Origin of the sequence: Leptolyngbya sp. AN10 (assembly GCF_050565645.1) — a bacterium.
Taxonomy (GTDB): Bacteria; Cyanobacteriota; Cyanobacteriia; order Leptolyngbyales; family Leptolyngbyaceae; genus Leptolyngbya.
The window spans coordinates 80,337-101,455 of the sequence record NZ_JBNXVP010000026.1 but is presented as its reverse complement, the minus strand read 5'-3'; the positions used below and the strand labels follow the sequence as shown (position 1 = coordinate 101,455).

Below are 21,119 nucleotides of genomic sequence, written 5' to 3'. Positions count from 1 at the left end.
ACATAGTAAAATCAGATGCAAGGTTTTTGCACGGTTTATAGTGCTTTATCTTGCATTTTATCAGCAATTTATCCCGCTGAAATTCAGTCCTAGAAAGCTTCTTAGACTTCCTCAGCAAGCCCTAATTACTGAATTTAGCGAAACAAAACGTTCAAGCGTATGTTGCAATTCCCAAGATGAAAGCGGCAATGACACCAGGATCAGTCGCAGAAGGATTATCTGATGAATTCTCCGATTGCGACATGAGTGTTTACTATGACGAACTACCTTCTGAGGAAGAATTGGACTGGGCGCGACGGCAGAACCAGGGGTCAGAGCGGCTGTGGGTTATGGGCGATCGCAGTGAAGGAGGATTCGCGGAAAGTTATATCGTCAACGGAGTTGAATGTCAATTTGGTCATGTGACGATCGCACAGTGGGAAAAGGATATTTTAAATATTTTGCAGGGATTTGACGTACAAACTCCATTGATGAAGGCGATGTCTGGAACCTTGATTGGTATTCCTCTACACGGTGAAGCGTTAATTCAAAAATGGAAAAGTCAAATTTCAAATTACCCAGATGGACTAGCGCAGGCAATGGTTCAGCACTACTTAAAATTCTTCGCGATTTGGGGCGTACAAGAGAAGCTTGGTAGACGAGATACAACGGTTTGGTACTATCAAATTTTGGTTGAATCTGCTCAAAATCTCCTGGGTGTGTTGTCTGGTTTGAATCGGCTGTATTATTCGACGTTTCAGTTCAAGCGAATGAATCGATTTATTCAGCAGATGACGATCGCGCCAGAGAATTTGAGCGATCGACTCGAAACGCTATTTCGACTGGAACCTGCGATCGCGGTTCTTCAACTCGAAGCTTTAGTGCAAGAAACGGTTACTCTCGTAGAAATCCAGATGCCACAAATCGATGTGTCAGCAATGAAGCAAAAAATTGGTCAGAGACAACAACCTTGGAAAATGATCAACCCGTCGATCGGATCAAATACAAATTTGACGTAGGGTGGATCAAATTTGCTTGTACGCTAACCATATATCCGTTTGGACGATCGCACGATGCCGCAAGAACGAATTGAGATTTTATCTGCTGAGGAACTTCGTCGAACTGTGAATCGACTCGCTTCGCAAATTGTTGAGCGATCGGGAGATTTATCAAAATTAGTCTTGCTCGGAATCTACACCAGAGGCGTTCCGTTAGCAAAATCAATCTGCGATCAGATTACCGTTTTAGAAAATGTTGAAATCCCATTGGGCGCGATCGACATTACGTTTTACCGTGATGATTTAGATACGATCGGCGTTCGGACTCCTGCTAAGACAGATATTCCCTTTGATCTGACTGGAAAAACGGTTGTTTTAATTGATGATGTCATTTACAAAGGGCGAACGATTCGAGCGGCGTTGGATGCGGTGAATGATTACGGGCGACCGGAAGTGATTCGATTGGCAGTGTTAATCGATCGAGGACATCGCGAAGTTCCGATTCATCCCGACTATATTGGAAAGCAGTTGCCCAGCGCGAAAGAAGAAATGATCAAGGTGTATCTGCAAGAAACCGATGGGCGGGATGGGGTCGAACTTGTGAAAGGATAAAGAAATAGTAACTGAAATACTTTTATGACTGGAGCAGCAGAAACTCAGAATCGTAAAGCCGATCATCTGAGAGTGTGTTTAGAAGACGATGTGCAATGCCGCGAGACAACCACAGGATTAGAAAAGTATCACTTTACGCATTGCTGTTTACCAGAACTCGATCGAGCAGAAATTGATATTCGGACAACGTTTTTGAATAAGCCATTGAGCGCTCCGATTTTGATTTCTTCGATGACGGGCGGAACAGAGTTGGCGAAAAAAATTAACTATCGATTAGCTGCGATCGCACAAGAATACCAGTTAGCGATGGGAGTCGGATCGCAGCGAGTCGCGATCGAGAATCCGGGTGTGGCTGATTCGTTTGAATTAAGAGCGATCGCGCCAGATGCCTTGTTATTTGCCAATCTGGGTGCGGTTCAACTGAATTACACCTATGGCATCGATCAATGTTTGAAAGCCGTTGATTTGCTCGAAGCGGATGCGTTGATTCTGCACTTAAATCCATTACAAGAAGCAGTTCAAACGCGAGGAGATACGAATTTTCGGGGGTTGCTTGATAAGATTGCGGTCTTGTGTGAAAAGCTTCCAGTTCCGGTGATTGCGAAAGAAGTGGGGAACGGGATCTCGAAAGCGATGGCGCAGAAGTTGATTTCAGCCGGAATTAGCGCGATCGATGTGGCGGGTGCGGGCGGAACTTCTTGGGCAAAAGTCGAAAGTGGTCGCGCTCAAGATCCGAAACAGCGACGATTGGGAATGACATTTGCAGATTGGGGAATCCCGACAGCGGATTGCATTATGCAGATTCGAGCGGTTTCAGAGACGATTCCGCTGATTGCTTCGGGCGGATTGCGAAATGGATTGGATCTGGCGAAAACGATCGCGCTTGGTGCAGATTTGGCAGGATTAGCGTTGCCATTTTTGCAAGCGGCGAATGAATCCGAGGAAGCGTTGCATTTATTGGTGGATATTTTGAAGGCGGAGATTACGACGGTCTTGTTTTGTACGGGGACGAAAGATTTAGGAGAATTACGTCGATCGGGGGTGTTGCAACGGCGCTCGGATTGATTAGTCGATCGCAAAACAACGGGTACTTTAAGAGCGGCTCAACTAAAATCGCTGCGATCGTATGGTCAAAAAACGAAGAACTAGACAACACATCATTGCTGATCTCAGCGTTAATTTTGTAGAACGCCTAGTTTTACGATGCGGTCATACCGTCCAACGAATCAACAATGATTACGGAATCGATCTTCTGATTACAACCTACGATCGCAATGGCGAAGCAGAAAATGGAAACATTTACGTTCAGTTAAAAGCAACCGATAACCTTACCCTTCTGGCAGATCAAGAAGCCATTCCATTCAAGATAAGGCGAGCCGATTTAGAACTTTGGTCGCAAGAACTGATGCCATTCCTTCTGATTTTGTACGATGCTCAACAAGAAGTCGCTTACTGGCTCTACGTGCAAGCGTATTTTCGGCAGCAAGGAATAGAGGTGGCTTCTCTGAAGGAAACTCATACCCTGCATCTAAAAAAACGGAATATATTAAATGCAGAAGCGATCCAACAGTTTGTCACCTACAAAAACTCAGTCCTCCAGCAATGTCAGGAGATCATTCATGATGAAGCCTGAAAACATCACCTTTGCGGATTTAGAAAAACTGCTCCTCAAATTAGGCTTTGTTTCTTGCAAAACATCGGTTCCACAAAAATTCTTTCAACATCAGCCCTCTGATACCCTGATCATCTTGCCTCCCTACCAACCCCAAGACATTCTCAGACCAATTCATGTTCTTGCTGTTCAGACGCAATTAGTAGAAAGAGGACTCATTTCAGAAGCTGCATTTGAGGGTGCTCTGGAAAAAGTCGATCGAGCATGACCTGAGATCGCTCACACTTCAGCGATCTTATTAATGCCCAAACACCGATCGTAAAACCAAAAATACGATCGCACTCAAAACCGCTGCTACCGGAATCGTAATTAACCAGGTGAAAACAATCGATCGGATCGTCTCGAACCGAATCGATTTCAATCCCTGCACCAATCCCACACCAACCACGCCGCCCACCAATGCGTGAGAAGTCGAAACGGGTAATCCAAACCGAGATGCGATCAAAATCGTGGTAGCAGTTGCCAATTCTGCACACAATCCGCCACTCGGTTGTAATGCGATAATCCCTTCCCCGATCGTAGAAATCACATTCCGACCTAAGACCGCCAATCCTGCCACAATTCCTACTCCGCCTAAAACTAATGTCCAGATCGGAATTTGAAAGTCTGAGGTTGGAACGGTTCCGGATTGTAAAACTGACACGATCGCAGCAAATGGAGCGATCGCATTTCCGACATCATTCGAGCCATGAGCAAACGCAACAAAACACGCACTTACAACTTGAAATCGAGCCAGCGTTGATTCGACGGTTTGTAAATTTTGCAATGCTGTGATCGATAAAGTACTGACTGCGATCGCACCTAAAAGAAGAGAAATGTTTTGAACTGATAAATGAATAAATTTTTGAATCGGTTCTGCAATGGTTGGAAAGACAATCACACCGAAGATTCCGATCAGAATTGTACTAATCCAGGGAATCCATTGTTGTAATTGTGCGATCGCATTCGGTTGATCCAAAATGAAACGCTTGATCGCACTATAAAAAATTGCTGCAATTAAACCGCTAACGACAGGCGTAATGATCCAAGTGATCGAAATTAGCCCGATCGCATTCCAATTTACGGCATCGAATCCGAATGCTAATGAACCGACTCCTGCGATCGCGCCTACGGTCGCATGAGAGGACGAAACGGGAAAGCCAAACAGCGTCGCAATATTTAACCAGATTCCCGCAGCAACCAGAACCGAAATCATTCCAATTAACAGAATTTGTGGCGTGAATTGCGCCGGATCGAGAATGCCTGTAATCAGCGTTTGAGAGACATTACGCCCGAATACGACGGCTCCTGTAAATTCTAGAATTCCAGCAATAATCAGGGCTTGCTTCAACGTCACCGCTTTAGAGCCAACCGAAGTTCCCATCGAGTTCGCAACATCGTTCGCGCCCAAATTCCAGGCTAAATAAAACGCTAACAAACTCGATGCAATCAAAATCATTGAGATAGCTCCGCCGCCAATTGTCGTAATTTTCGCAAGCCAGAGAGCGATCCCCAGATCAATCGACTCGCTCCGATCGGTCTTTTTATCATCGCGATCGCCATCGGAATCGCCTGAATTTTCCCGTTTGAATTAATCGCCGTACCCAGATCCGGTAAATCGCCGCTCAAATCGTCGCTCACGACTCGCAGCATGGCGATCGATCGCTGTTCTAAGATCGGGAATCCTTCCATATCGACCACGACAGCCCCGGAAGATTTTGCTAAATTGCGCTTTTCATTTGCAGAACAAATCACGCGATCGCTAGTCAGTCCCAAAATTGGCGAAACTTGAAACTGATTTTGGAGTCGATCAGTGAAAGCGCTATCGCATTCTTTCACCATTCCCGCGAGATTCACACAGGATTGATAAAGCGCGATGCTGCCGATTTCAAAATCAGGCGATAAACTGCCACATAGACCCATCACAAGGATTTCCGATGTTTTAGAAACGCGATCGAGATCCCTTATAGCGGCTTTACCTGCCGGAATGGGTATCACTTGCGGTGGATTTTTCTGAGAGCGAACCCCTTGGGAAACCGCTTGATATTCTGCACCTTGAGGGACGAGAATGACGAAGACCATCGGAAGAATAAAGTGTGATAAGGCAATCTCGCGGTAAAACGGAGACACTCTCGATCATCTCAAATTCTTGTCGATCGTTTACTTTTAGGTTTGATTTTCTATGGATTTGCCCACTCCACCTACCTCGCGAGAGCGTTTTAATATTTCCCGACTCGCGATCTCGAAACCTGCGATTACAATTTGCATTTGGTTATTTATTACCGTTGCGGGTCTATTTGCATTTAGTTCGCTGAAGTATGCGCTGTTTCCAGACGTTACCTTTCCGGTTGTCGTTGTCAATGCTCAAGCGCCACTAACTGCAACTACTGAGACAGAAAAACAGGTCACGATCCCGATCGAACAAGCTTTGCAGTCGATCGAGGGTTTGAATGATATCCGTTCCTCGACCTTTCCAAATCAAACAGCGGTCAGTCTCTCGTTTGATGTGGGCACGAGTTTGGAATCATCGAGCCAACGAGTCGAAGCGGCATTAAAATCGGTCACGCTGCCGAGAGATTCAAAGTACACCGTCACAGCACTGAATTTAAACGAATCAGCAGCGGTGAGTTACGCCATTGAAAGCACCTCGCGAAATCTTCAGGACTTAGGAAATCTCACAAATAATCAAATCGTTCCACAGTTAGCGAAAATTCCGGGCGTTCTGAAAGTAAACGTCTTAGGAACCGGAGGAAATCAACAAGGTGCAACGCTAACGAGATTTAATAGTAGAGATGCGATCGCAATTCAAGTGATCAAACGCGGTGATGCGAATACGCTCGAAGTTGTGGATGCCGTTGAGAAAGAAATTGCAACGCTCAGACAAAATCTTTCTAATGTCACGATCACACTTGCGGCAACGCAAGCGGAATTCATCCGGAGAGCGACTGATTCTACGATCGAGGCATTGATCGAAGCGATCGTATTATCGATCGTCGTGATTTTCCCATTCCTCCGCAGTTGGAAAGCGACGTTAATTTCCGCCTTAGCGATTCCGGTTTCGTTGCTTGGAACGTTCATTGTGATGGCGTTTTTCGGATTCAATTTGGAAACGATTACGCTGTTGGCGTTGGCACTCGTGATTGGAAGCGTGGTTGATGATGCGATCGTCGATGTTGAAAATATCAGCCGTCACATTGAAGATGGAGCGACCCCAAGAGAAGCCGCACTTCACGCCACGAATGAGATTGGATTAACGGTTACGGCGGCGACTTTTACAGCAGTTGCAGTCTTTTTACCGATCGGATTAATGGGCGGCGTGATCGGGCAATTCTTCAAACCGTTCGGGATCACCGTTTCGGCTGCGATGATCATGTCTTTGCTAGTAGCGCGGACGTTATCGCCTGTGTTGTCGATTTATATGCTGCGGAAACGTTCGGGACAGAAACGCGATCGTGATTTTGGAATTTGGTCACGATTTAGCGATTGGTACTATCGATTATTGCGTTGGTCACTGCGACATCGTGCGATCGTCGTTGGAATTGCAGTGGCGAGTTTTGCAGCGGGAATTGCGATCATTCCGATGATTCCACAGGGCTTTATTCCAAAGCTCGATCGGGGCGAGTTCAATGTTCGCTATACGGCTCCACTTCCGCAGATTCCACCTCAAGAAGAGATCGCCAGAATCGTTGCAGCAGGGGGACGAGTTCCGCAGATTAATCCGCTGCAAGATTCGCTCAATGTGGCGAAGCAGCTTGAAGATACAGTGCGAAAAGCGCCCGATGTGGAAACGATCTTTACGACAGTGGGATCGCGTGAAGGAGAGCCGAACAAAGGCTTACTCTACGTCAAGCTGAAAGACAATCATTCCACGCCAACTGCAACGGTACAGGATCAGATTAGAGCATCCTTGCCGCAAATTGCAGGAGTTTCGACCAGCGTTGAAGATATTCCCTTTGTCGAAGCAGGCAGCCAGAAACCGCTTCAAGCAGCAATTAAAGGTGATGATCTAGCAGTTCTAGAGAAAACGGGAACTGATTTGCAGACTCGATTGCAAACCATTCCTGGAATTGTGGATGTGACTGTGAGTGGTAGCAGTAACCGCAACGGACTCCAACAGATCGATCGACGAAATGGACAGCGCGTAGTGTATGTTAGTGCAAATTTAGGCAAAGACTTACTGCTAGGCGATGCTACAAATCGATTAGTTGAAGAATCGAAACCCATTCTGCCAGCGGGAGTCACACTCAATTTGGGGGGTGATTCTGCAAGTAGTCAAGAAATCTTTGGTAGCTTTGGTAAAACGCTCGGACTGTCAGCACTCTGTATTGTGATTGTTCTGGTGTGGCTGTTCCGCAGTTTGATTGATCCGATCGTCGTCGCTCTCTCTCTGCCGTTAGCCCTAGTCGGCGCAATGTTGGCATTGTTGATTACTCAGAGCGATTTCGGCATGATTTCACTGATCGGCTTTGTGTTTCTGTTGGGATTGACCAATAAGAACGCGATTCTGATTGTCGATTACATCAATCAACTCAGACGTGAAGGATACGATCGTAATGAAGCCATTCTCCAAGCAGGTCCCATTCGACTGCGCCCGATCATGATGACCACTGCTGCAACGATTCTAGGTATGGTTCCGATCGCAATTGGATTAGGAGCGGGATCGGAACTTCGATCCCCGATGGCAGTCGCGATCGCAGGTGGGTTGATTACCTCAACCTTACTGAGTTTGTTCGTTGTTCCTGTGGTGTATACCTTGCTCGATGATCTCAAACCGAAAAAGCAGAGAGCCTAGTAGAAGCTGATGAAAGCATTCGTTACGGGTGGTACGGGTTTCGTAGGAGCAAATCTTGTTCGGCTCTTGCTCGAAGAAGGTTGGGACGTGCGCTGTTTGGTGCGTCCCAATAGTCGATTGGAGAATCTGCAAGGTTTAGCGGTTGAGATTGTTCGGGGTGATTTGACTGATGGACAACTACCCGAATTGATGCAAGGCTGTCAAGTGCTGTTTCATGTTGCGGCACATTATTCTTTGTGGCAACGCGATCGAGAAGTTCTCTTTCAAAGCAATGTTCTCGGTACTCGCAATGTTCTATCTGCTGCAAGAAAGGCGGGAATTGATCGATCGATTTATACCAGTTCGGTTGCAGCGATCGGCATTGATCCCAGTGGTCAACCGACGACAGAAGCCTATCAATCTCCAGTCGAAAAGCTAATCGGACACTATAAACAATCGAAGTACTGGGCGGAACAAGAAGCCATTAAAGCAATTCAATCCGGTCAAGATGTCGTGATAGTCAATCCCAGTACTCCGATCGGTGCGTATGACATCAAGCCGACTCCCACTGGCGATATTGTGCTGCGATTTTTAGAGCGTCGAATGCCGAGCTATGTTGAAACTGGCTTAAATTTCGTTCATGTACGCGATGTTGCTGTGGGACATCTACTCGCTTTGCAAAAAGGCAAAACCGGAGAGCGCTACATTCTCGGCAATCAGAACTTAAGCTTGAAACAACTTTTAGACGAACTGAGTCAAATTACAGGACTGAGTGCGCCTGCTCGGTCGGTTCCCATGTGGTTGCCGCTGGGTGTGGCGTGGATTGATGAGCGGATTCTAACAAAATTTGGTAAAACGCCCTCGATCCCGGTCGATGGGGTGAGAATGTCAAAACAACCGATGTACTACAATCCACAAAAAGCGATCGACGAACTGGGACTGCCTCAAACGCCAATTCGCATCGCTTTGGAAGATGCCGTAAACTGGTTTCAGGACAATTTATCCGTCAAAATAAAGTGAGGAGATATCGATGGGAGTTCCGTTACAGCAAGTAATCGGGGTGGGTTCTTATCTCGTTAAACAGCGTCTCATGGGACGCAAGCGATTTCCTCTAGTTCTCATGCTGGAGCCGCTGTTTCGATGCAATTTGGCGTGTTCTGGCTGCGGCAAAATTCAGCATCCAGTCGAAATCCTAAAACAGAATCTCACGCCAGAAGAGTGCTTTAAGGCGGCTGAAGAGTGTGGTGCGCCGATCGTATCGATTCCGGGAGGTGAGCCGTTACTGCATCCGCAGATTAGCGAAATCGTTCAGGGATTGATCGATCGTAAAAAATTCATCTATCTCTGCACGAATGGAATCTTGCTCGAAAAGAGCCTTGATAAGTTCAAACCTTCGCCGTATTTCACCTTCATGGTGCATTTGGATGGAATGCGCGAATGGCATGATAAATGTGTCGATCGTAAAGGTGTGTTCGATACGGCTGTCAAAGCGATCAAAGCGGCAAAAGCAAGAGGCTTCCAAGTCAACACCAACACGACGATTTTCGATGGTGCAGATCCCAAGGAAATGCACGAGTTCTTTGATTTTCTAACTGAACTGGGTGTGGATGGAATGCAAATTTCGCCGGGTTACTCCTACGAATGGGCACCCGATCAAGACCATTTCCTCAAACGAGAGCAAACGAGAGCATTGTTCCGTCAAATTCTTGCTCCGTTAAACATGGGTAAGAAGTGGAACTTTAGCCATAATCCCTTGTTCCTCGATTTTCTCACGGGTGAAAAAGACTATGAATGTACACCTTGGGGAAGTCCGAGCTACAGTGTTCTTGGTTGGCAGAAACCTTGCTATCTCTTGAATGAAGGACATTACAAGACCTTCCAAGAGCTATTGGATAAGACCGACTGGAATCAATACGGGCGCAAGAGTGGTAATCCTCAGTGTGCAGACTGTATGGTGCATTGTGGTTATGAACCAACTGCGGCAATGGACGCGATGCAGCCTCAGAACATTGGACGGGCGATGACCTCGGTGCTAGGGAAGTAAGATATGGATCTTGAGGGGCGAGGGGATTTGTAGATTCTGGCGTACTTGTTTATCCACAATTCCGCCCGGAAATGAATCTCCGGGCTAATAGAGGGAACCCCACTGAAGCGGGCTGAAACTTTTGTCTGAGGGGGCTTCAGCCTCCTTTCTCCCATTAGCCCGGAGATTCATTTCCGGGCGGACTGCATCGCAGCGACGAACCCCGATCGACACAAAGTTCTGCACAGACTCATGCGAGGTTCGCAAACAATTCTCGCATCTCAGCCGATCGACAATTCCACAATAAATTCTGTTCCTTTGCCCGGTTCCGATTGAACTTGAATTGTACCTTGATGATTCTCGACAATAATTTGGTGTGCGATCGCTAATCCCAATCCCGTTCCTTTCCCAACCGCTTTTGTTGTAAATCGCTGCTCAAAAATCTTCGCTTGAACATCTTCCGACATTCCAATTCCATCATCTGCGATCGCGATTCTCACTCGATCCGATTCCGCCGTAGTCCGAATCGTGATCTGATGATTGGTTGTTGTATGAGATTCCTCGATCGCATCGATCGCGTTACTGAGCAAATTCATGAAAACCTGATTGAGTTGCCCTGGAAAACAGTCAATCTCTGGTAACAGTCCATACTCTGTGATCACTTGAATTTCTGGGCGGTGTTCGTTCGCTTTCAGTCGATGCCGCAGGATTAACACCGTACTATCAATGCCTTCGTGCAGATCGAAAGACTGTTTGCGATCGTGGTCAGCGCGGGAAAAAGTTCGTAGACTTTTGCTAATGGATGTAATGCGATCGCCGCTATCTTTCATCGCTTGAATTAACTTCGGTAAGTCTTTGCGAAGATACTCCAAATCGATCGCTTCTAGTTCAGCTTCGATGTCTTCGCCAGGATTCGGGAATTTCTCACCATAGAGATCGATCAGCCCAAACAAATCTGTCATCGAAGTATGAATGGCAGAAACATTGCCCACAATACACCCAATCGGATTGTTAATCTCATGCGCGACCCCCGCAACCAGATTACCCAAAGCAGACATTTTCTCATTTTGAATTAATTGCAGTTGAGAAGCCTGTAATGCTGCGGTTTTTTCAGCGACTTGAGTAGCTAAATTGCGAGTCAAGTAATGCAGTTGTAAATGCGTTCTCACTCTTGCGAGCACTTCTTTCTCGTGAAAGGGTTTTGCAATGTAATCGACGGCTCCCAGATCTAGAGCGCAAATCTTACTCGCTGTATCTGCTAGTGCAGTCATGAAAATGATCGGAATGTGAGAGGTTCGATCGTTGGCTTTGATCCGCCGACAAGTCTCAAATCCATCAATCCCCGGCATCATCACATCGAGCAAAATTAAATCTGGCAAAGTGCGGTCTAACTGTTGAAGCGCACGATCGCCGCTGGTTGCGATCGCAACTTCAAATCCCGCATCGCTCAAAGCTTCTGAGATGACCTCCAGATTGATGGGGGTATCATCCACGATCAAAATTAAACCTGTAATATGAGACATCTTAAGCAATGTGGTGTTGGATGAATTGTTCGAGTTGTTCGGTCTGGAACTGTTTAGCAAGCTGGATCACTTGTTGGACAAAGGGCAGATAGCGATCGTGTTCTTGTCCGAATTGTTCTGCTACGCTCATTAGTTTCTTTAATCGTCCTGCTTGAGCAAGTTCTAACCAAGCGTGTAGCACTTCAACGGATGGCGGAATGAGTTCAACAGGGTCGATCGCAGCTTCTGAATCGGTGTCCTCATAGTGCCAAGTGAGATTGAGATGCTTCTCCAACAGTCTAAATAAATCTGCGACTTGAACAGGTTTTGATAAGAAGTCATTGCCGCCTGCCTCCAAACTCATTTCCTGATCCAGTTGAGCAACCGAAGCAGAAGAAACAATCACAGTCAGCGATCGTAGTTCTTCAGTTTCTCGAATCTGCTGCAACAAGGTGAACCCGTCCATCACAGGCATTGCTAAATCGGTAATCACCAAATCTGGAAGCTGTTCCGAAAGTTGCTCTAATGCAGCTTGTCCATGTTCAGCTTCGATGAGCTTAAAGCCTAAAGGTTCGAGCAGATTGAGCAAGACCGCGCGATTTTCCCAGCGATCGTCTACGACTAGGATCTCTCGCGGTTGTCCTTCGTAGCCGATAATATTCCCGATCGCTGAAGTCTGCTGTTGGCTCCAATCTTCTGCTAAAGGAACAATCACCTCGAAGTAAAAATCGCTTCCAACTCCAAGCTGGCTCTTGACTTGGATCTGTCCGCCCATTAACTGCACAATCTGTTGACTGATTGCCAGTCCCAGTCCTGTTCCTTCGGTTTTGCGGCTCTGTTCCCCGACTTGCTCGAATGCTTGGAACAGTTTGTCAGCATCCTCTGGAGCAATTCCCACTCCGGTATCCGCAACGGTGAATCGGAGTCGAATCTTGTCCTCGATCGCAGAATTTTCAACTCGCAGGGTAACGCTTCCTTTGTCGGTGAACTTAATCGCATTGCCCAATAGATTAATCAAGACTTGCCGCAATCGTTTTTCATCGGCTGCAATCCCGATCGCTAAATCTGCATCCGGTTCATAGCGAAATTCAATGTCTTTCTGCTCGGCTCGAATGCGACAAATTTCGACTACACCTTGCAAGAAGGAGGGGAAATGAATTGCTTGTGGGGATAGTTCTAGCTTACGCGCTTCAATTTTTGAGAGATCAAGCACATCATTAATCAGAGTCAGCAAGTGCGATCCACATTGATAAATCACGTTGACTCCATGCCGTTCCTTTTCAGGTAAGCGTTTCGATCGTTCTAAAATCTGGGCATAACCGAGAATTCCATTCAGCGGCGTTCTGAGTTCGTGGCTCATGTTTGCAAGGAATTCGCTCTTGGCTTGGTTGGCATTGTCCGCGACTTCTTTGGCTTGCTGTAGCTCGATCGTGCGTTCTGCAACGCGGTCTTCAAGCTCCGTAAACGAGGTCTTCAACTGTGCTGCCATTTGGTTGAACGATCCCGCTAATCCTTGAAGTTCTCGAATGCCCCTCACATCAACAGTGCGATCGAGTTCTCCTGCGGCAATGCCTTCACTCGCTTGTTGGAGTTGCAGAATCGGACGGGCAATCCAACGAGAGGTATAGATACCTAAAATCGTCGCAACGCCCAATGCTCCCAAACATAAGAAAATTGTGGTGCGAGTATTCGCATTAATCTGCGCCATAAAGTCCGATTCGGGCATTGTGACCACCACAATCCAATCCAGACCGTTTTCGCGCCAAGGTGAAATCTGCACATACTGACGCTCACCATTTAGCATCAGATCGATCTGTTGAGGCGATTGAATCGAGTCGAGGGATTTGAACTGAGCTTCGATCTCTTTGGCAATCGATCGCTTAATGGGATCGGGACTATTAGAAAGGGTGTAGCGTTCAAGCTGATCTTTGTTCTTGAATGTAATGGGGGTTGCATCGGAACTGGCAACAAATTGACCGTTTCGCTCCAGGATAAAGACCTGACCGGATGCACTGACTCGAATGTTTTGCAAGAAAGTTGCAATGTCTGACAACACGAGGTCAACCCCAAGAGCACCTAGTAGCTTTTGGTTCTTGTCGTAAATTGGCGTAAAGTTAGACAGCGAAACGTAATTTCCGTATTCCTCTGCGGTACTCATTTTCCAGATAGGTTTGCCTGCTTTTGCAACCTGTTGATACCAATCTTGAGTTGTAATGCGGTAATCCGTTTCCATCACCTTCTGAGCGCGATTTCCCTGAGCATCAGCGGTGTAAGAGACATCCGTTGCTCCAGTTGAATTCTGGGTCAGCACCACATCATGTCCTTTTAACCAGCGTCCTGCTCCAGCACTTCTATCATTTGCAAGATAAAAAGCGATATAACTAAACCGATCAAAAGTCTTTGACTGATTCCAAAAGTAGCGTCCAGCTTGATCCAGGTCGTTTAAATTCAGCAGCCCTTGGTCGATCGCTCTGAGATTCAATTGATTGACCTGATATGGCAGAGCGAGATAAGTATCGAGGTGTTGTTCGACTCGTGCGGTTGCTTCTTGCTTGACTTGTTGAGCGATCGTATTGACCGCTTTTTGTCCATTTCGCAGCGATAAATATCCAGTTAATCCCACTGCTGCAAAGATTTGAAGAACGAATGGCACAATCAAAACGGCTCTTAAAGGAACGTGATTGACCCAATAATTTTTCGATCGTTGCAGCATAATGGGAGGAGCAAATTAGTGCATCTTCATCATTCCCTTACTGAAGTTTCAGCCAACAATTTCTGATGCACTGGAATTTCAATTTTGAGAGCTTGTTAGAGGGTGTTTTAGAAGTAGCCGTTCAGACGCATTCCCCCACGCCGGACTAGAAGTCGGCGCTAACGGTGCGAAGTCCGGTAAACGGGACTCAAGATTTTGAAATTGGCTCTCAGTCCCCTTTCAGTGGACTTCGTTCTGTTAGCCCCGACTTCCAGTCCGGGGCGAGATCGCAACGTGAGCGCAGAGTCCTTTTATACTTCTAAAACATCCTCTTTAAGAGGATTGTCACAAGAGTCTCGATCGATCGTGCAATCATAGCGACTTTGGACAATTTGCAGCGGTTTCCAGCGCGAGAACCAAAGCAAACTATGAAAAATGGTCAGTGATGCTTTATCAGAAGATTCAAAGCTAACCAGCGCAATGTTATTCACACCGATAATTTCTTTTCCATCTTGGAACCATTTCCATTTCCAAAACTTCAGCCACGATCGACGTTGCTCCATCACAATCCAAGAGCGATCGAGGTTCGGACTATATCGCCGGACGGCTCTGTGTCGTAACCATTCTAAAGTACAGCGCCAGTCTGGAAGATGAGCCGATCGATGTCTTGATGTCTCGATCATTCTGGTGGGATGATTCCAGCCGTTCCAGTAACGAGTCGGTTCTGGTAACAACCAATCTTTTAACCGAGTGTGTAAGATCCGCGTCAGTAGCTCTTCGTTTTTAATTGCACTGCAAGTGAGTTGAACTAAAACAGCAGGCGGTCTGAGCGGTGAAAGCGTTTGATAAGTCAGTCGAATTGAGGAACTGTAGTGAATATCGCCGGAGAGAACTACGATCGAGGAATGCGCCTCAAACAGCATCGTTAACAATCGCGCCAGTGCTGATGTATCAACGTTCCAAGCATCGCCGACATCGGTTGAGAAGACTTTTTTCTGTCGTAACTGCCAGCGATGAATCAGATCAATCACTTTCAGACCAAAGAGATTCGTGGGCGTAATCAAAATCGGGAGTTGCTCCGGGGCGCAAGTTTGAAGCAAAGAGAGTTGTTGCTTTAATGCAGTGGGACAGAGCAACATCGGAGGCGCGATCGCTTTCGACACTCCGAATTGTTCTGCTCGTTCACCTATCGGATAGCCGCGCCAAGTTCGGGTATCTAACACGACCATGCAATGACAAGGACTCGGAATTTTGTAATACCACTGAATTGTTTCTGGATGTCGATCGAGAATCATTACGTCTTCATCTTGAATCAATCGCGGTAATCCGGTTTTAGGGTCTTCGGGTGGCATTCCCGTGTAATTCGCGATCGCTTGATAAGCTGCTCGGTCTGTTCCTTGAGAGTTCGACCAACCTTGAGCCGCAGCTAATAATCGCGCTCCTGCTTGTCCTGTTTCAAATTGCTCTGGAGTGTTTCCCCAAGCTTGAAACACTGTGTAGGCGAGCATTGCATTTTGAACGACTCTGCGCCCCAACGGTCGCCCAAACACTCGAAAGCACCAAGCTCGATTCAAGTTCCAATCATCACTCACTTCATGATCATCAAAGATCATATAAGTTGCAATGTTCGCCATTGCGCGTCGAACTTTCCACAAGGTATGGACGAATTGATGAATGGGTTGGTGTTGATCAATTCGTAGATTTGGCATTGCCCAACAGACTGGAGACCAAACTAAGAGATAAGTCGCATAGTATTCTCCCAAGCTGAAGAGATGATTTGTGACTTTGCTGCGTTTGTGTCTTAAACCTGCGGTGAAACCTGCGTGAGTGGTTGCGATTTCTGCTCGTTGTCCTGGTCGGAATGTAGATGGGATTTGATACTCAATGTTATCGCGCTGTCCGATTGGTAACTGTTCTTGCCAGCCTAGTACCGCATCACCGAGCGAACTTGCAACGCTGAGAAAGATATCGGCAACATCATCCCCGTAGATTTGGTCGCCTGTGAGAAACAATTGTTGAGGTCGATCGCGCAATGATGTCGCAGTTTTTTCAAGTAGCTGATCCAAAATCGGTAAAGCATCAATTCCATGTCCGTGAGGTTTGCGACAGGAACCATGTACGAACTTGAGATCTTCAATGCGATCGGGCGGTAGTACAAAAGTCGGTTTCTGATGTGTGAAATAGCTGAGTGCAATCTCTGGAAAGCGTTCTGAAGTTAGCGCAGTTTCAAAGTCATAAGTCTGCTCTGAAGTGGTGAACTGTAGATCATAAGCGTAGAGTTGATCATTGTTCAGAATCGTCTCAGTCGATCGAGCCGTGACTGCTACAACGTGAAGGAACTGTCCGATCGCAATCGTCGATCGCGTTCCTTCCATGACGCATTGATCGATTTCTGTCTCTCTGGTGCTGTAAATCCGCAGTTGAACGGTACAAGCTTGCTGGAGTGCAACCCAAACCGTTACGGCTTTGGGCTCAGTCCGTCGCAAGATTGGACCCGCTAAAACTAAAGGCAACTCAGAAAAAGGCAACATCACGAACCTGAGAACACTACTGCCAACATTTTGCGCGATCGACCGCTTTTTGCCATTGTTTGAAATCAGCCTGAACTGAAGACGATCGAGGTTCAAAAATACGATCGATGACTCGATGTTCGACTAATTGATCATAGCGCTGCCAAAATCCACAAGCCAATCCTGCCGCAAATGCAACCCCTAAAACGGTTGTATCCCGAATGGCTGGACGCTCGATCGGAATTCCTAAGACATCCGCTTGAAGCTGCATTAGAAAATTATTCTCACAAGCGCCACCATCTACGGATAGTTTCTGCAAAGGAATTGGACTATAAGTTTCGATTTCATCCACGACCTCTTTGACTTGAAATGCGATCGCCTCTAGAACTGCTCTAACCATGTGTTCTCGCTTCACGCCGCCTGTAATTCCCAAGAAAGCTCCTCGCGCACTCATATCCCAGTGTGGTGTTCCCAATCCACTCAATGCAGGTACAAAGTACACGCCGCCATTATCTGAAACTTGTTGGGCGATCGCTTCGGTTTCCTGAGCCGTTTTGATCAATCCCAGTCCATCTCTGAGCCATTGAACACAAGCACCACTCGTGAACATACTGCCTTCGAGTGCATACCCGATTTGAGTGCTATCAGTCCAAGCGATCGTTGAAATTAGTTGCTGATTCGATCGCACAATTTCTGAGCCAGTATGTGCGACAAGAAAGCTTCCGGTTCCATAGGTACATTTCATCAAACCCGGTCGATCGCATCCTTGTCCAAACAATGCCGCTTGTTGATCACCGAGAATGGCTGTGATCGGAACTTTGAATAAATCTGCGATCCCAAAAGTTCCTAAGCTTGGCTGAATCGATGGCAAAATCTGTCTAGGAATGCCGAATATCTCAAGCAATCGTTCGTCCCACTCTAGGGTTTTTAAGTTCATTAATAAAGTGCGACTGGCATTGCTGTGATCGGTGGCGTGGACTTTCCCGTTTGTCAGTTTCCAGAGAATCCAGGTATCGATCGTGCCTGCTAAAACATTATTTAAATCAACGCCTTCAACGCGATCGAGCAACCATCTCAGCTTAGTTGCGGAAAAATAAGCATCAATTACTAAGCCTGTTCGATCGTAGATTTCTTCAGCGAATCCCTGATCTCGAAGTTCATTGCAAAAATCCGCCGTTCGTCGATCTTGCCAAACGATCGCACGATGTAGCGGCTTTCCAGTGGTCTTGTCCCAGAGTAAGCAAGTTTCACGCTGAACGGTTAGCCCGATCGCGGCAATATCCGCCGGATCGATGTTTTGAATTGTCGATCGAATTACAGATTGTGTTGCATTCCAAATCTCTTCAGCATCATGTTCCAACCATCCCGGCTGCGGATAGTACTGCTGCAACTGTAAATAAGTCTGTCCAGCAATGTTGCCAGAGTGATCAAAGAGAAATGCTCGATTGCCCGTCGTGCCCAGATCGAGAGCCAGAATATACTTTGCCATACGTCGCGTCAGAGAGTGTCTAACACCGACAATAGCGAGAATTGGGAATTAGCGATCGTGAAAATTTGTAGATATCAATATCCTTCAAGCCCGTCACACTGAAGTGTGCGGCTATACAAAAAAAGTCCGTCTACACGGACTCAAGAATTTGGCTGTTAACCTGCGAAGGCAGGTTTTGTTTGTATAGCCGCGAATTCTATTCGCCACGGCACTGATCGATTTCAAACAGGGCATTGATCAATCTCAAACACGGTATCGATCAATCTCAAATAATGCCGCGAATCTCCTCAACGATGCCATCGCGCAGCAACACTTCCACATTCATCTTCTCAACCAGATTGTCCCCTGGCTCAATCCGAAACACGCTGCCAATCTGACCTTGTTGCACTTCTTGATCCAACTCCAACATTTGAACTTGTTGCAACTGCTGAAGGCTCTGATTTTTCTGTTCTAGCAATTCACTTTTGCGCTGATTGAACTGCATCCGAACACTTTCGCTCTGCTGCATCGCCTCTGGACTTCCCGGTTGAAGCGTCTGTCGCTGAATTTCAGTCAACACCTGCTGCATTTGCATTTCAAGCTGCTGTAACTGATTATCAACCTGATTCAATTGCGCCTGTAACGTTTGCTGTGCTTCGTCCTTCCAACGAGGAGTAACAACCGCCTTCACATTTACATTGCGCTGTAACAACAGATGAGACTTAGAGATTTCCATACTGTGACTCAGAGTAAAAACTAGGGGAGCGAGGGCTAGGAAGCTATCATAAACGCTTTAGCCCCCATTGATGTAACCTACTGCGAAAACATCTCGTCAATCATACCTTGGTAGCGCTCCATCACAACGTTTCGCCGAATTTTCAAGGTCTGCGTCAGCAATCCATTCTCCATTGTGAACGGCTCCGACAACAGCCTAAAGTTACCAATTCGATCGTCTGGACGATAACCCGGACGCTCTTTGACTAACTTCGTCAATTCTTGACGGAACAAATCTTGTACGGCTGGATCTTGTAGAGTTACAGTCCCACCCTTCCATTGTTCCAAGGCTTCGATGTTCGGCACAACCAACGCACCGAGAACTTTCTGATCCTGTCCAACCAGCATGATCTGATCAACATACGGACTCCGCAGACAGGCATCTTCGATCGGTTGCGGTTCGATGTTCTCGCCGTTGGTTAGCACGATCGTATCTTTGGCGCGTCCGGTGATCACTAAATCTCCATATCGCGTCACCATGCCCAAGTCCCCGGTATCAAACCATCCTTGGGGATCGATCGCTTTGGCAGTCGCCTCCGGATTTTTGAAATACCCTTGCATGATCTGGTGTCCCCGCAGCAGGATCAAACCCCGCTGCCCGATCGGTAAATCTTTGCGCGTTTCTGGATCAACAATCCGCGTTTCAGTTCCTGGTAACGGCTCTCCATCGGCTCCGCGAACATTCCGCCAAGGACGACGGGCATGAGTGATCGGAGAGGTTTCAGTGAGTCCATATCCACCCAGAATATTGATGCCCACAATCTCGAAAAAGTCTTCTAAGTGTTCTGCGATCGAGCCGCCACCACTCACAACGAACTTGAGACAGCCGCCCGTTCCTTGTCGAACCTTTTCATAGACTAATCGATCGCCCAATTTGTGAAAGGGATACCGTACAGCCGCTTTCATTTTTGCCATTAACTTCTCAGAGCCAGATGGATCTAAGTGATCCAAGTTCAAATTCTCAGCGGTGCGTTTTGCCAAAATATACTTCTGGCTTTGACCTAAGAAGAACTTCACTAACTTCTGTTTCTTCGCAGGCTGGTCGCGGAATTGTTTCTGAATGCCTTCGTAAATCGATTCCCACAATCTCGGAACCCCAACCATGTAGTGCGGTCGATGGTCTTTGATGTCCTTTTTCACAAAGCGGATGTTCGTATAAATCTGAGTACAACCGTTCGAGAAAATAAAGTATTCAAACGTCCGCTCATAGCTATGCCAAATCGGAAGAATGCTTAATACCCGCTCTCCCGGTTCCAATTTCGCCACAGCATACGCGCCATTCACTTCATACAGTAAGTTCCCGTGACTGAGCATCACGCCCTTGGGCATTCCCGATGTTCCCGATGTATACATCAGAGTGGCTAGAGTTTGCCGATTTTGTTGCACAGGTTGAAGTGTGTGCGATTTGCCAAGGTTGATCACCTCGGAGAAGTTCATCACCTTGTAAGTATCTGAGGTTGCCGTCTCATCGGTCAGCAGAATCACGAATTGCAGCGGCACTTCTGCCAAAATCGGTCGGAGCTTTTTCAACAGTTCCGCATCTTGCAGAACGACACCCACCGAGCCGCTATGTTCCAAAATGTATCGTAACTCTAGTGGATCAGCTTGTGCGCCTCGAACCACATCGACCGCACCCGATCGCATAATTCCCTGATCTGCAATCAACCATCGGGGACAGTTATCAGAGAAGAGCGCAATTCGAGGCGGAACTCGATCGGCTGCATCGGTGCGAATTTCTAATGCCTGAATCCCCGCTGCAAACCACTGCATCTGCTCATAAAGCTGTGCATAAGTGAGTTTAATTTCTGGATTGCTGTGTGGGTCATGAACTGCCAAAACGGTCGCATACTGCTTAGAAATGACCGACCAGAGTTCGGGTAAAGACTGAATGGCGCGATAGGGGGCTTGTTCAAATGGCACAGAGGGGTAAGCACGGCTCATGAGCGAAACTCCTGTATGAGGGTGTGATTTAACGGTATTCCTTAAGTCAAGGGTTGAACCACCGAGAGCAGACAGAATTCATTGTGTCCGATACCCGCCCCGCTTGTGCAGTTTTTCTCAAGATGTCGATCGAGGGTTTCTACGATCTTTATCGTAAATTCCTAAAGATTCGATGAAACTCAATCGATTTTCTATGTA

Annotated in this window: 16 protein-coding genes; 8 read left to right on the top strand and 8 right to left on the bottom strand. The window is 46.8% G+C overall.

Annotation, left to right across the window (positions count from 1 at the left end):
- The first annotated feature begins 176 nt into the window (after positions 1-176).
- The 5 genes from ACQ4M5_RS28795 (at position 177) to ACQ4M5_RS28775 (ending at position 3,469) form a co-directional block, all read left to right on the top strand.
- The gene (locus ACQ4M5_RS28795; protein WP_430679214.1) at positions 177-998 is read left to right on the top strand and encodes a hypothetical protein; all 822 of its coding nucleotides are present in this window, start codon (positions 177-179) and stop codon (positions 996-998) included.
- Between the two features lie 54 nt (positions 999-1,052).
- Positions 1,053-1,589, top strand: coding sequence for a bifunctional pyr operon transcriptional regulator/uracil phosphoribosyltransferase PyrR (gene pyrR, locus ACQ4M5_RS28790; RefSeq protein ID WP_430679213.1), 537 nt, complete (start codon positions 1,053-1,055; stop codon positions 1,587-1,589).
- Between the two features lie 24 nt (positions 1,590-1,613).
- The gene (gene fni / locus ACQ4M5_RS28785) at positions 1,614-2,654 is read left to right on the top strand and encodes a type 2 isopentenyl-diphosphate Delta-isomerase (protein WP_430679211.1); all 1,041 of its coding nucleotides are present in this window, start codon (positions 1,614-1,616) and stop codon (positions 2,652-2,654) included.
- Between the two features lie 61 nt (positions 2,655-2,715).
- Positions 2,716-3,222 (top strand): DUF4365 domain-containing protein, encoded by a 507-nt coding sequence (locus tag ACQ4M5_RS28780; RefSeq protein WP_430679210.1) that lies wholly within the window; start codon positions 2,716-2,718, stop codon positions 3,220-3,222.
- The gene (locus tag ACQ4M5_RS28775; protein WP_430679209.1) at positions 3,209-3,469 is read left to right on the top strand and encodes a hypothetical protein; all 261 of its coding nucleotides are present in this window, start codon (positions 3,209-3,211) and stop codon (positions 3,467-3,469) included. Before ACQ4M5_RS28780 ends, ACQ4M5_RS28775 begins: the two co-directional genes overlap by 14 nt.
- 30 nt (positions 3,470-3,499) lie before the next feature.
- Here ACQ4M5_RS28775 and ACQ4M5_RS28770 read toward each other — a convergent pair whose 3' ends face one another.
- Both ACQ4M5_RS28770 and ACQ4M5_RS28765 read right to left on the bottom strand, forming a co-directional pair.
- Positions 3,500-4,699 (bottom strand): inorganic phosphate transporter, encoded by a 1,200-nt coding sequence (locus ACQ4M5_RS28770; RefSeq protein ID WP_430679208.1) that lies wholly within the window; start codon positions 4,697-4,699, stop codon positions 3,500-3,502.
- Positions 4,696-5,370 carry a phosphorylase gene (locus ACQ4M5_RS28765; protein WP_430679207.1) on the bottom strand — a complete coding sequence of 225 codons (675 nt, stop codon included), beginning with the start codon at positions 5,368-5,370 and terminating at the stop codon, positions 4,696-4,698. Before ACQ4M5_RS28765 ends, ACQ4M5_RS28770 begins: the two co-directional genes overlap by 4 nt.
- A 52-nt stretch (positions 5,371-5,422) precedes the next feature.
- Here ACQ4M5_RS28765 and ACQ4M5_RS28760 point away from each other — a divergent pair, with 52 nt between their 5' ends.
- The 3 genes from ACQ4M5_RS28760 to hpnH are packed head-to-tail and all read left to right on the top strand — an operon-like array spanning position 5,423 to position 10,055.
- Entirely contained in the window at positions 5,423-8,032 is a 2,610-nt protein-coding gene (locus ACQ4M5_RS28760; RefSeq protein WP_430679206.1) for an efflux RND transporter permease subunit, read from the top strand.
- A 9-nt stretch (positions 8,033-8,041) separates the two neighbouring features.
- Entirely contained in the window at positions 8,042-9,031 is a 990-nt protein-coding gene (hpnA, locus tag ACQ4M5_RS28755; RefSeq protein ID WP_430679205.1) for a hopanoid-associated sugar epimerase, read from the top strand.
- Positions 9,032-9,041: 10 nt separating this feature from the next.
- Complete coding sequence (hpnH, locus tag ACQ4M5_RS28750; RefSeq protein WP_430679204.1) at positions 9,042-10,055, top strand: adenosyl-hopene transferase HpnH; 1,014 nt, start codon at positions 9,042-9,044, stop codon at positions 10,053-10,055.
- A 260-nt stretch (positions 10,056-10,315) separates the two neighbouring features.
- Here the strand turns inward: hpnH and ACQ4M5_RS28745 are convergent, their stop codons facing one another.
- The 6 genes from ACQ4M5_RS28745 to ACQ4M5_RS28720 all read right to left on the bottom strand — a co-directional run bounded on the left by ACQ4M5_RS28745 (position 10,316) and on the right by ACQ4M5_RS28720 (position 20,921).
- Positions 10,316-11,557, bottom strand: a complete 1,242-nt coding sequence (locus ACQ4M5_RS28745) for a sensor histidine kinase (protein ID WP_430679203.1) — start codon at positions 11,555-11,557, stop codon at positions 10,316-10,318.
- 1 nt (position 11,558) lies between these two features.
- Entirely contained in the window at positions 11,559-14,249 is a 2,691-nt protein-coding gene (locus ACQ4M5_RS28740) for an ATP-binding protein (protein WP_430679201.1), read from the bottom strand.
- 290 nt (positions 14,250-14,539) lie between these two features.
- Entirely contained in the window at positions 14,540-16,759 is a 2,220-nt protein-coding gene (locus tag ACQ4M5_RS28735) for a PhoD-like phosphatase (RefSeq protein WP_430679200.1), read from the bottom strand.
- Between the two features lie 16 nt (positions 16,760-16,775).
- Complete coding sequence (glpK, locus tag ACQ4M5_RS28730) at positions 16,776-18,227, bottom strand: glycerol kinase GlpK (RefSeq protein WP_430679199.1); 1,452 nt, start codon at positions 18,225-18,227, stop codon at positions 16,776-16,778.
- 265 nt (positions 18,228-18,492) lie between these two features.
- A complete protein-coding gene (locus ACQ4M5_RS28725) occupies positions 18,493-18,942 on the bottom strand; it encodes a YlqD family protein (RefSeq protein ID WP_430679198.1) in 450 nt (149 codons plus the stop codon).
- Positions 18,943-19,019: 77 nt separating this feature from the next.
- Positions 19,020-20,921 carry an AMP-dependent synthetase/ligase gene (locus ACQ4M5_RS28720; RefSeq protein ID WP_430679197.1) on the bottom strand — a complete coding sequence of 634 codons (1,902 nt, stop codon included), beginning with the start codon at positions 20,919-20,921 and terminating at the stop codon, positions 19,020-19,022.
- Positions 20,922-21,119: the final 198 nt, after the last annotated feature.

What these genes read in the sequence shown, in the direction of transcription:
- ACQ4M5_RS28795 (WP_430679214.1), top strand. Translation starts at nt 177, where the DNA reads ATGAAAGCGGCAATGACACCAGGATCAGTCGCAGAAGGATTATCTGAT.
- pyrR (WP_430679213.1), top strand. Translation starts at nt 1,053, where the DNA reads ATGCCGCAAGAACGAATTGAGATTTTATCTGCTGAGGAACTTCGTCGA.
- fni (WP_430679211.1), top strand. Translation starts at nt 1,614, where the DNA reads ATGACTGGAGCAGCAGAAACTCAGAATCGTAAAGCCGATCATCTGAGA.
- ACQ4M5_RS28780 (WP_430679210.1), top strand. Translation starts at nt 2,716, where the DNA reads ATGGTCAAAAAACGAAGAACTAGACAACACATCATTGCTGATCTCAGC.
- ACQ4M5_RS28775 (WP_430679209.1), top strand. Translation starts at nt 3,209, where the DNA reads ATGATGAAGCCTGAAAACATCACCTTTGCGGATTTAGAAAAACTGCTC.
- ACQ4M5_RS28770 (WP_430679208.1), bottom strand. Translation starts at nt 4,699, where the DNA reads ATGATTTTGATTGCATCGAGTTTGTTAGCGTTTTATTTAGCCTGGAAT.
- ACQ4M5_RS28760 (WP_430679206.1), top strand. Translation starts at nt 5,423, where the DNA reads ATGGATTTGCCCACTCCACCTACCTCGCGAGAGCGTTTTAATATTTCC.
- hpnA (WP_430679205.1), top strand. Translation starts at nt 8,042, where the DNA reads ATGAAAGCATTCGTTACGGGTGGTACGGGTTTCGTAGGAGCAAATCTT.
- hpnH (WP_430679204.1), top strand. Translation starts at nt 9,042, where the DNA reads ATGGGAGTTCCGTTACAGCAAGTAATCGGGGTGGGTTCTTATCTCGTT.
- ACQ4M5_RS28745 (WP_430679203.1), bottom strand. Translation starts at nt 11,557, where the DNA reads ATGTCTCATATTACAGGTTTAATTTTGATCGTGGATGATACCCCCATC.
- ACQ4M5_RS28740 (WP_430679201.1), bottom strand. Translation starts at nt 14,249, where the DNA reads ATGCTGCAACGATCGAAAAATTATTGGGTCAATCACGTTCCTTTAAGA.
- ACQ4M5_RS28735 (WP_430679200.1), bottom strand. Translation starts at nt 16,759, where the DNA reads ATGTTGCCTTTTTCTGAGTTGCCTTTAGTTTTAGCGGGTCCAATCTTG.
- glpK (WP_430679199.1), bottom strand. Translation starts at nt 18,227, where the DNA reads ATGGCAAAGTATATTCTGGCTCTCGATCTGGGCACGACGGGCAATCGA.
- ACQ4M5_RS28725 (WP_430679198.1), bottom strand. Translation starts at nt 18,942, where the DNA reads ATGGAAATCTCTAAGTCTCATCTGTTGTTACAGCGCAATGTAAATGTG.
- ACQ4M5_RS28720 (WP_430679197.1), bottom strand. Translation starts at nt 20,921, where the DNA reads ATGAGCCGTGCTTACCCCTCTGTGCCATTTGAACAAGCCCCCTATCGC.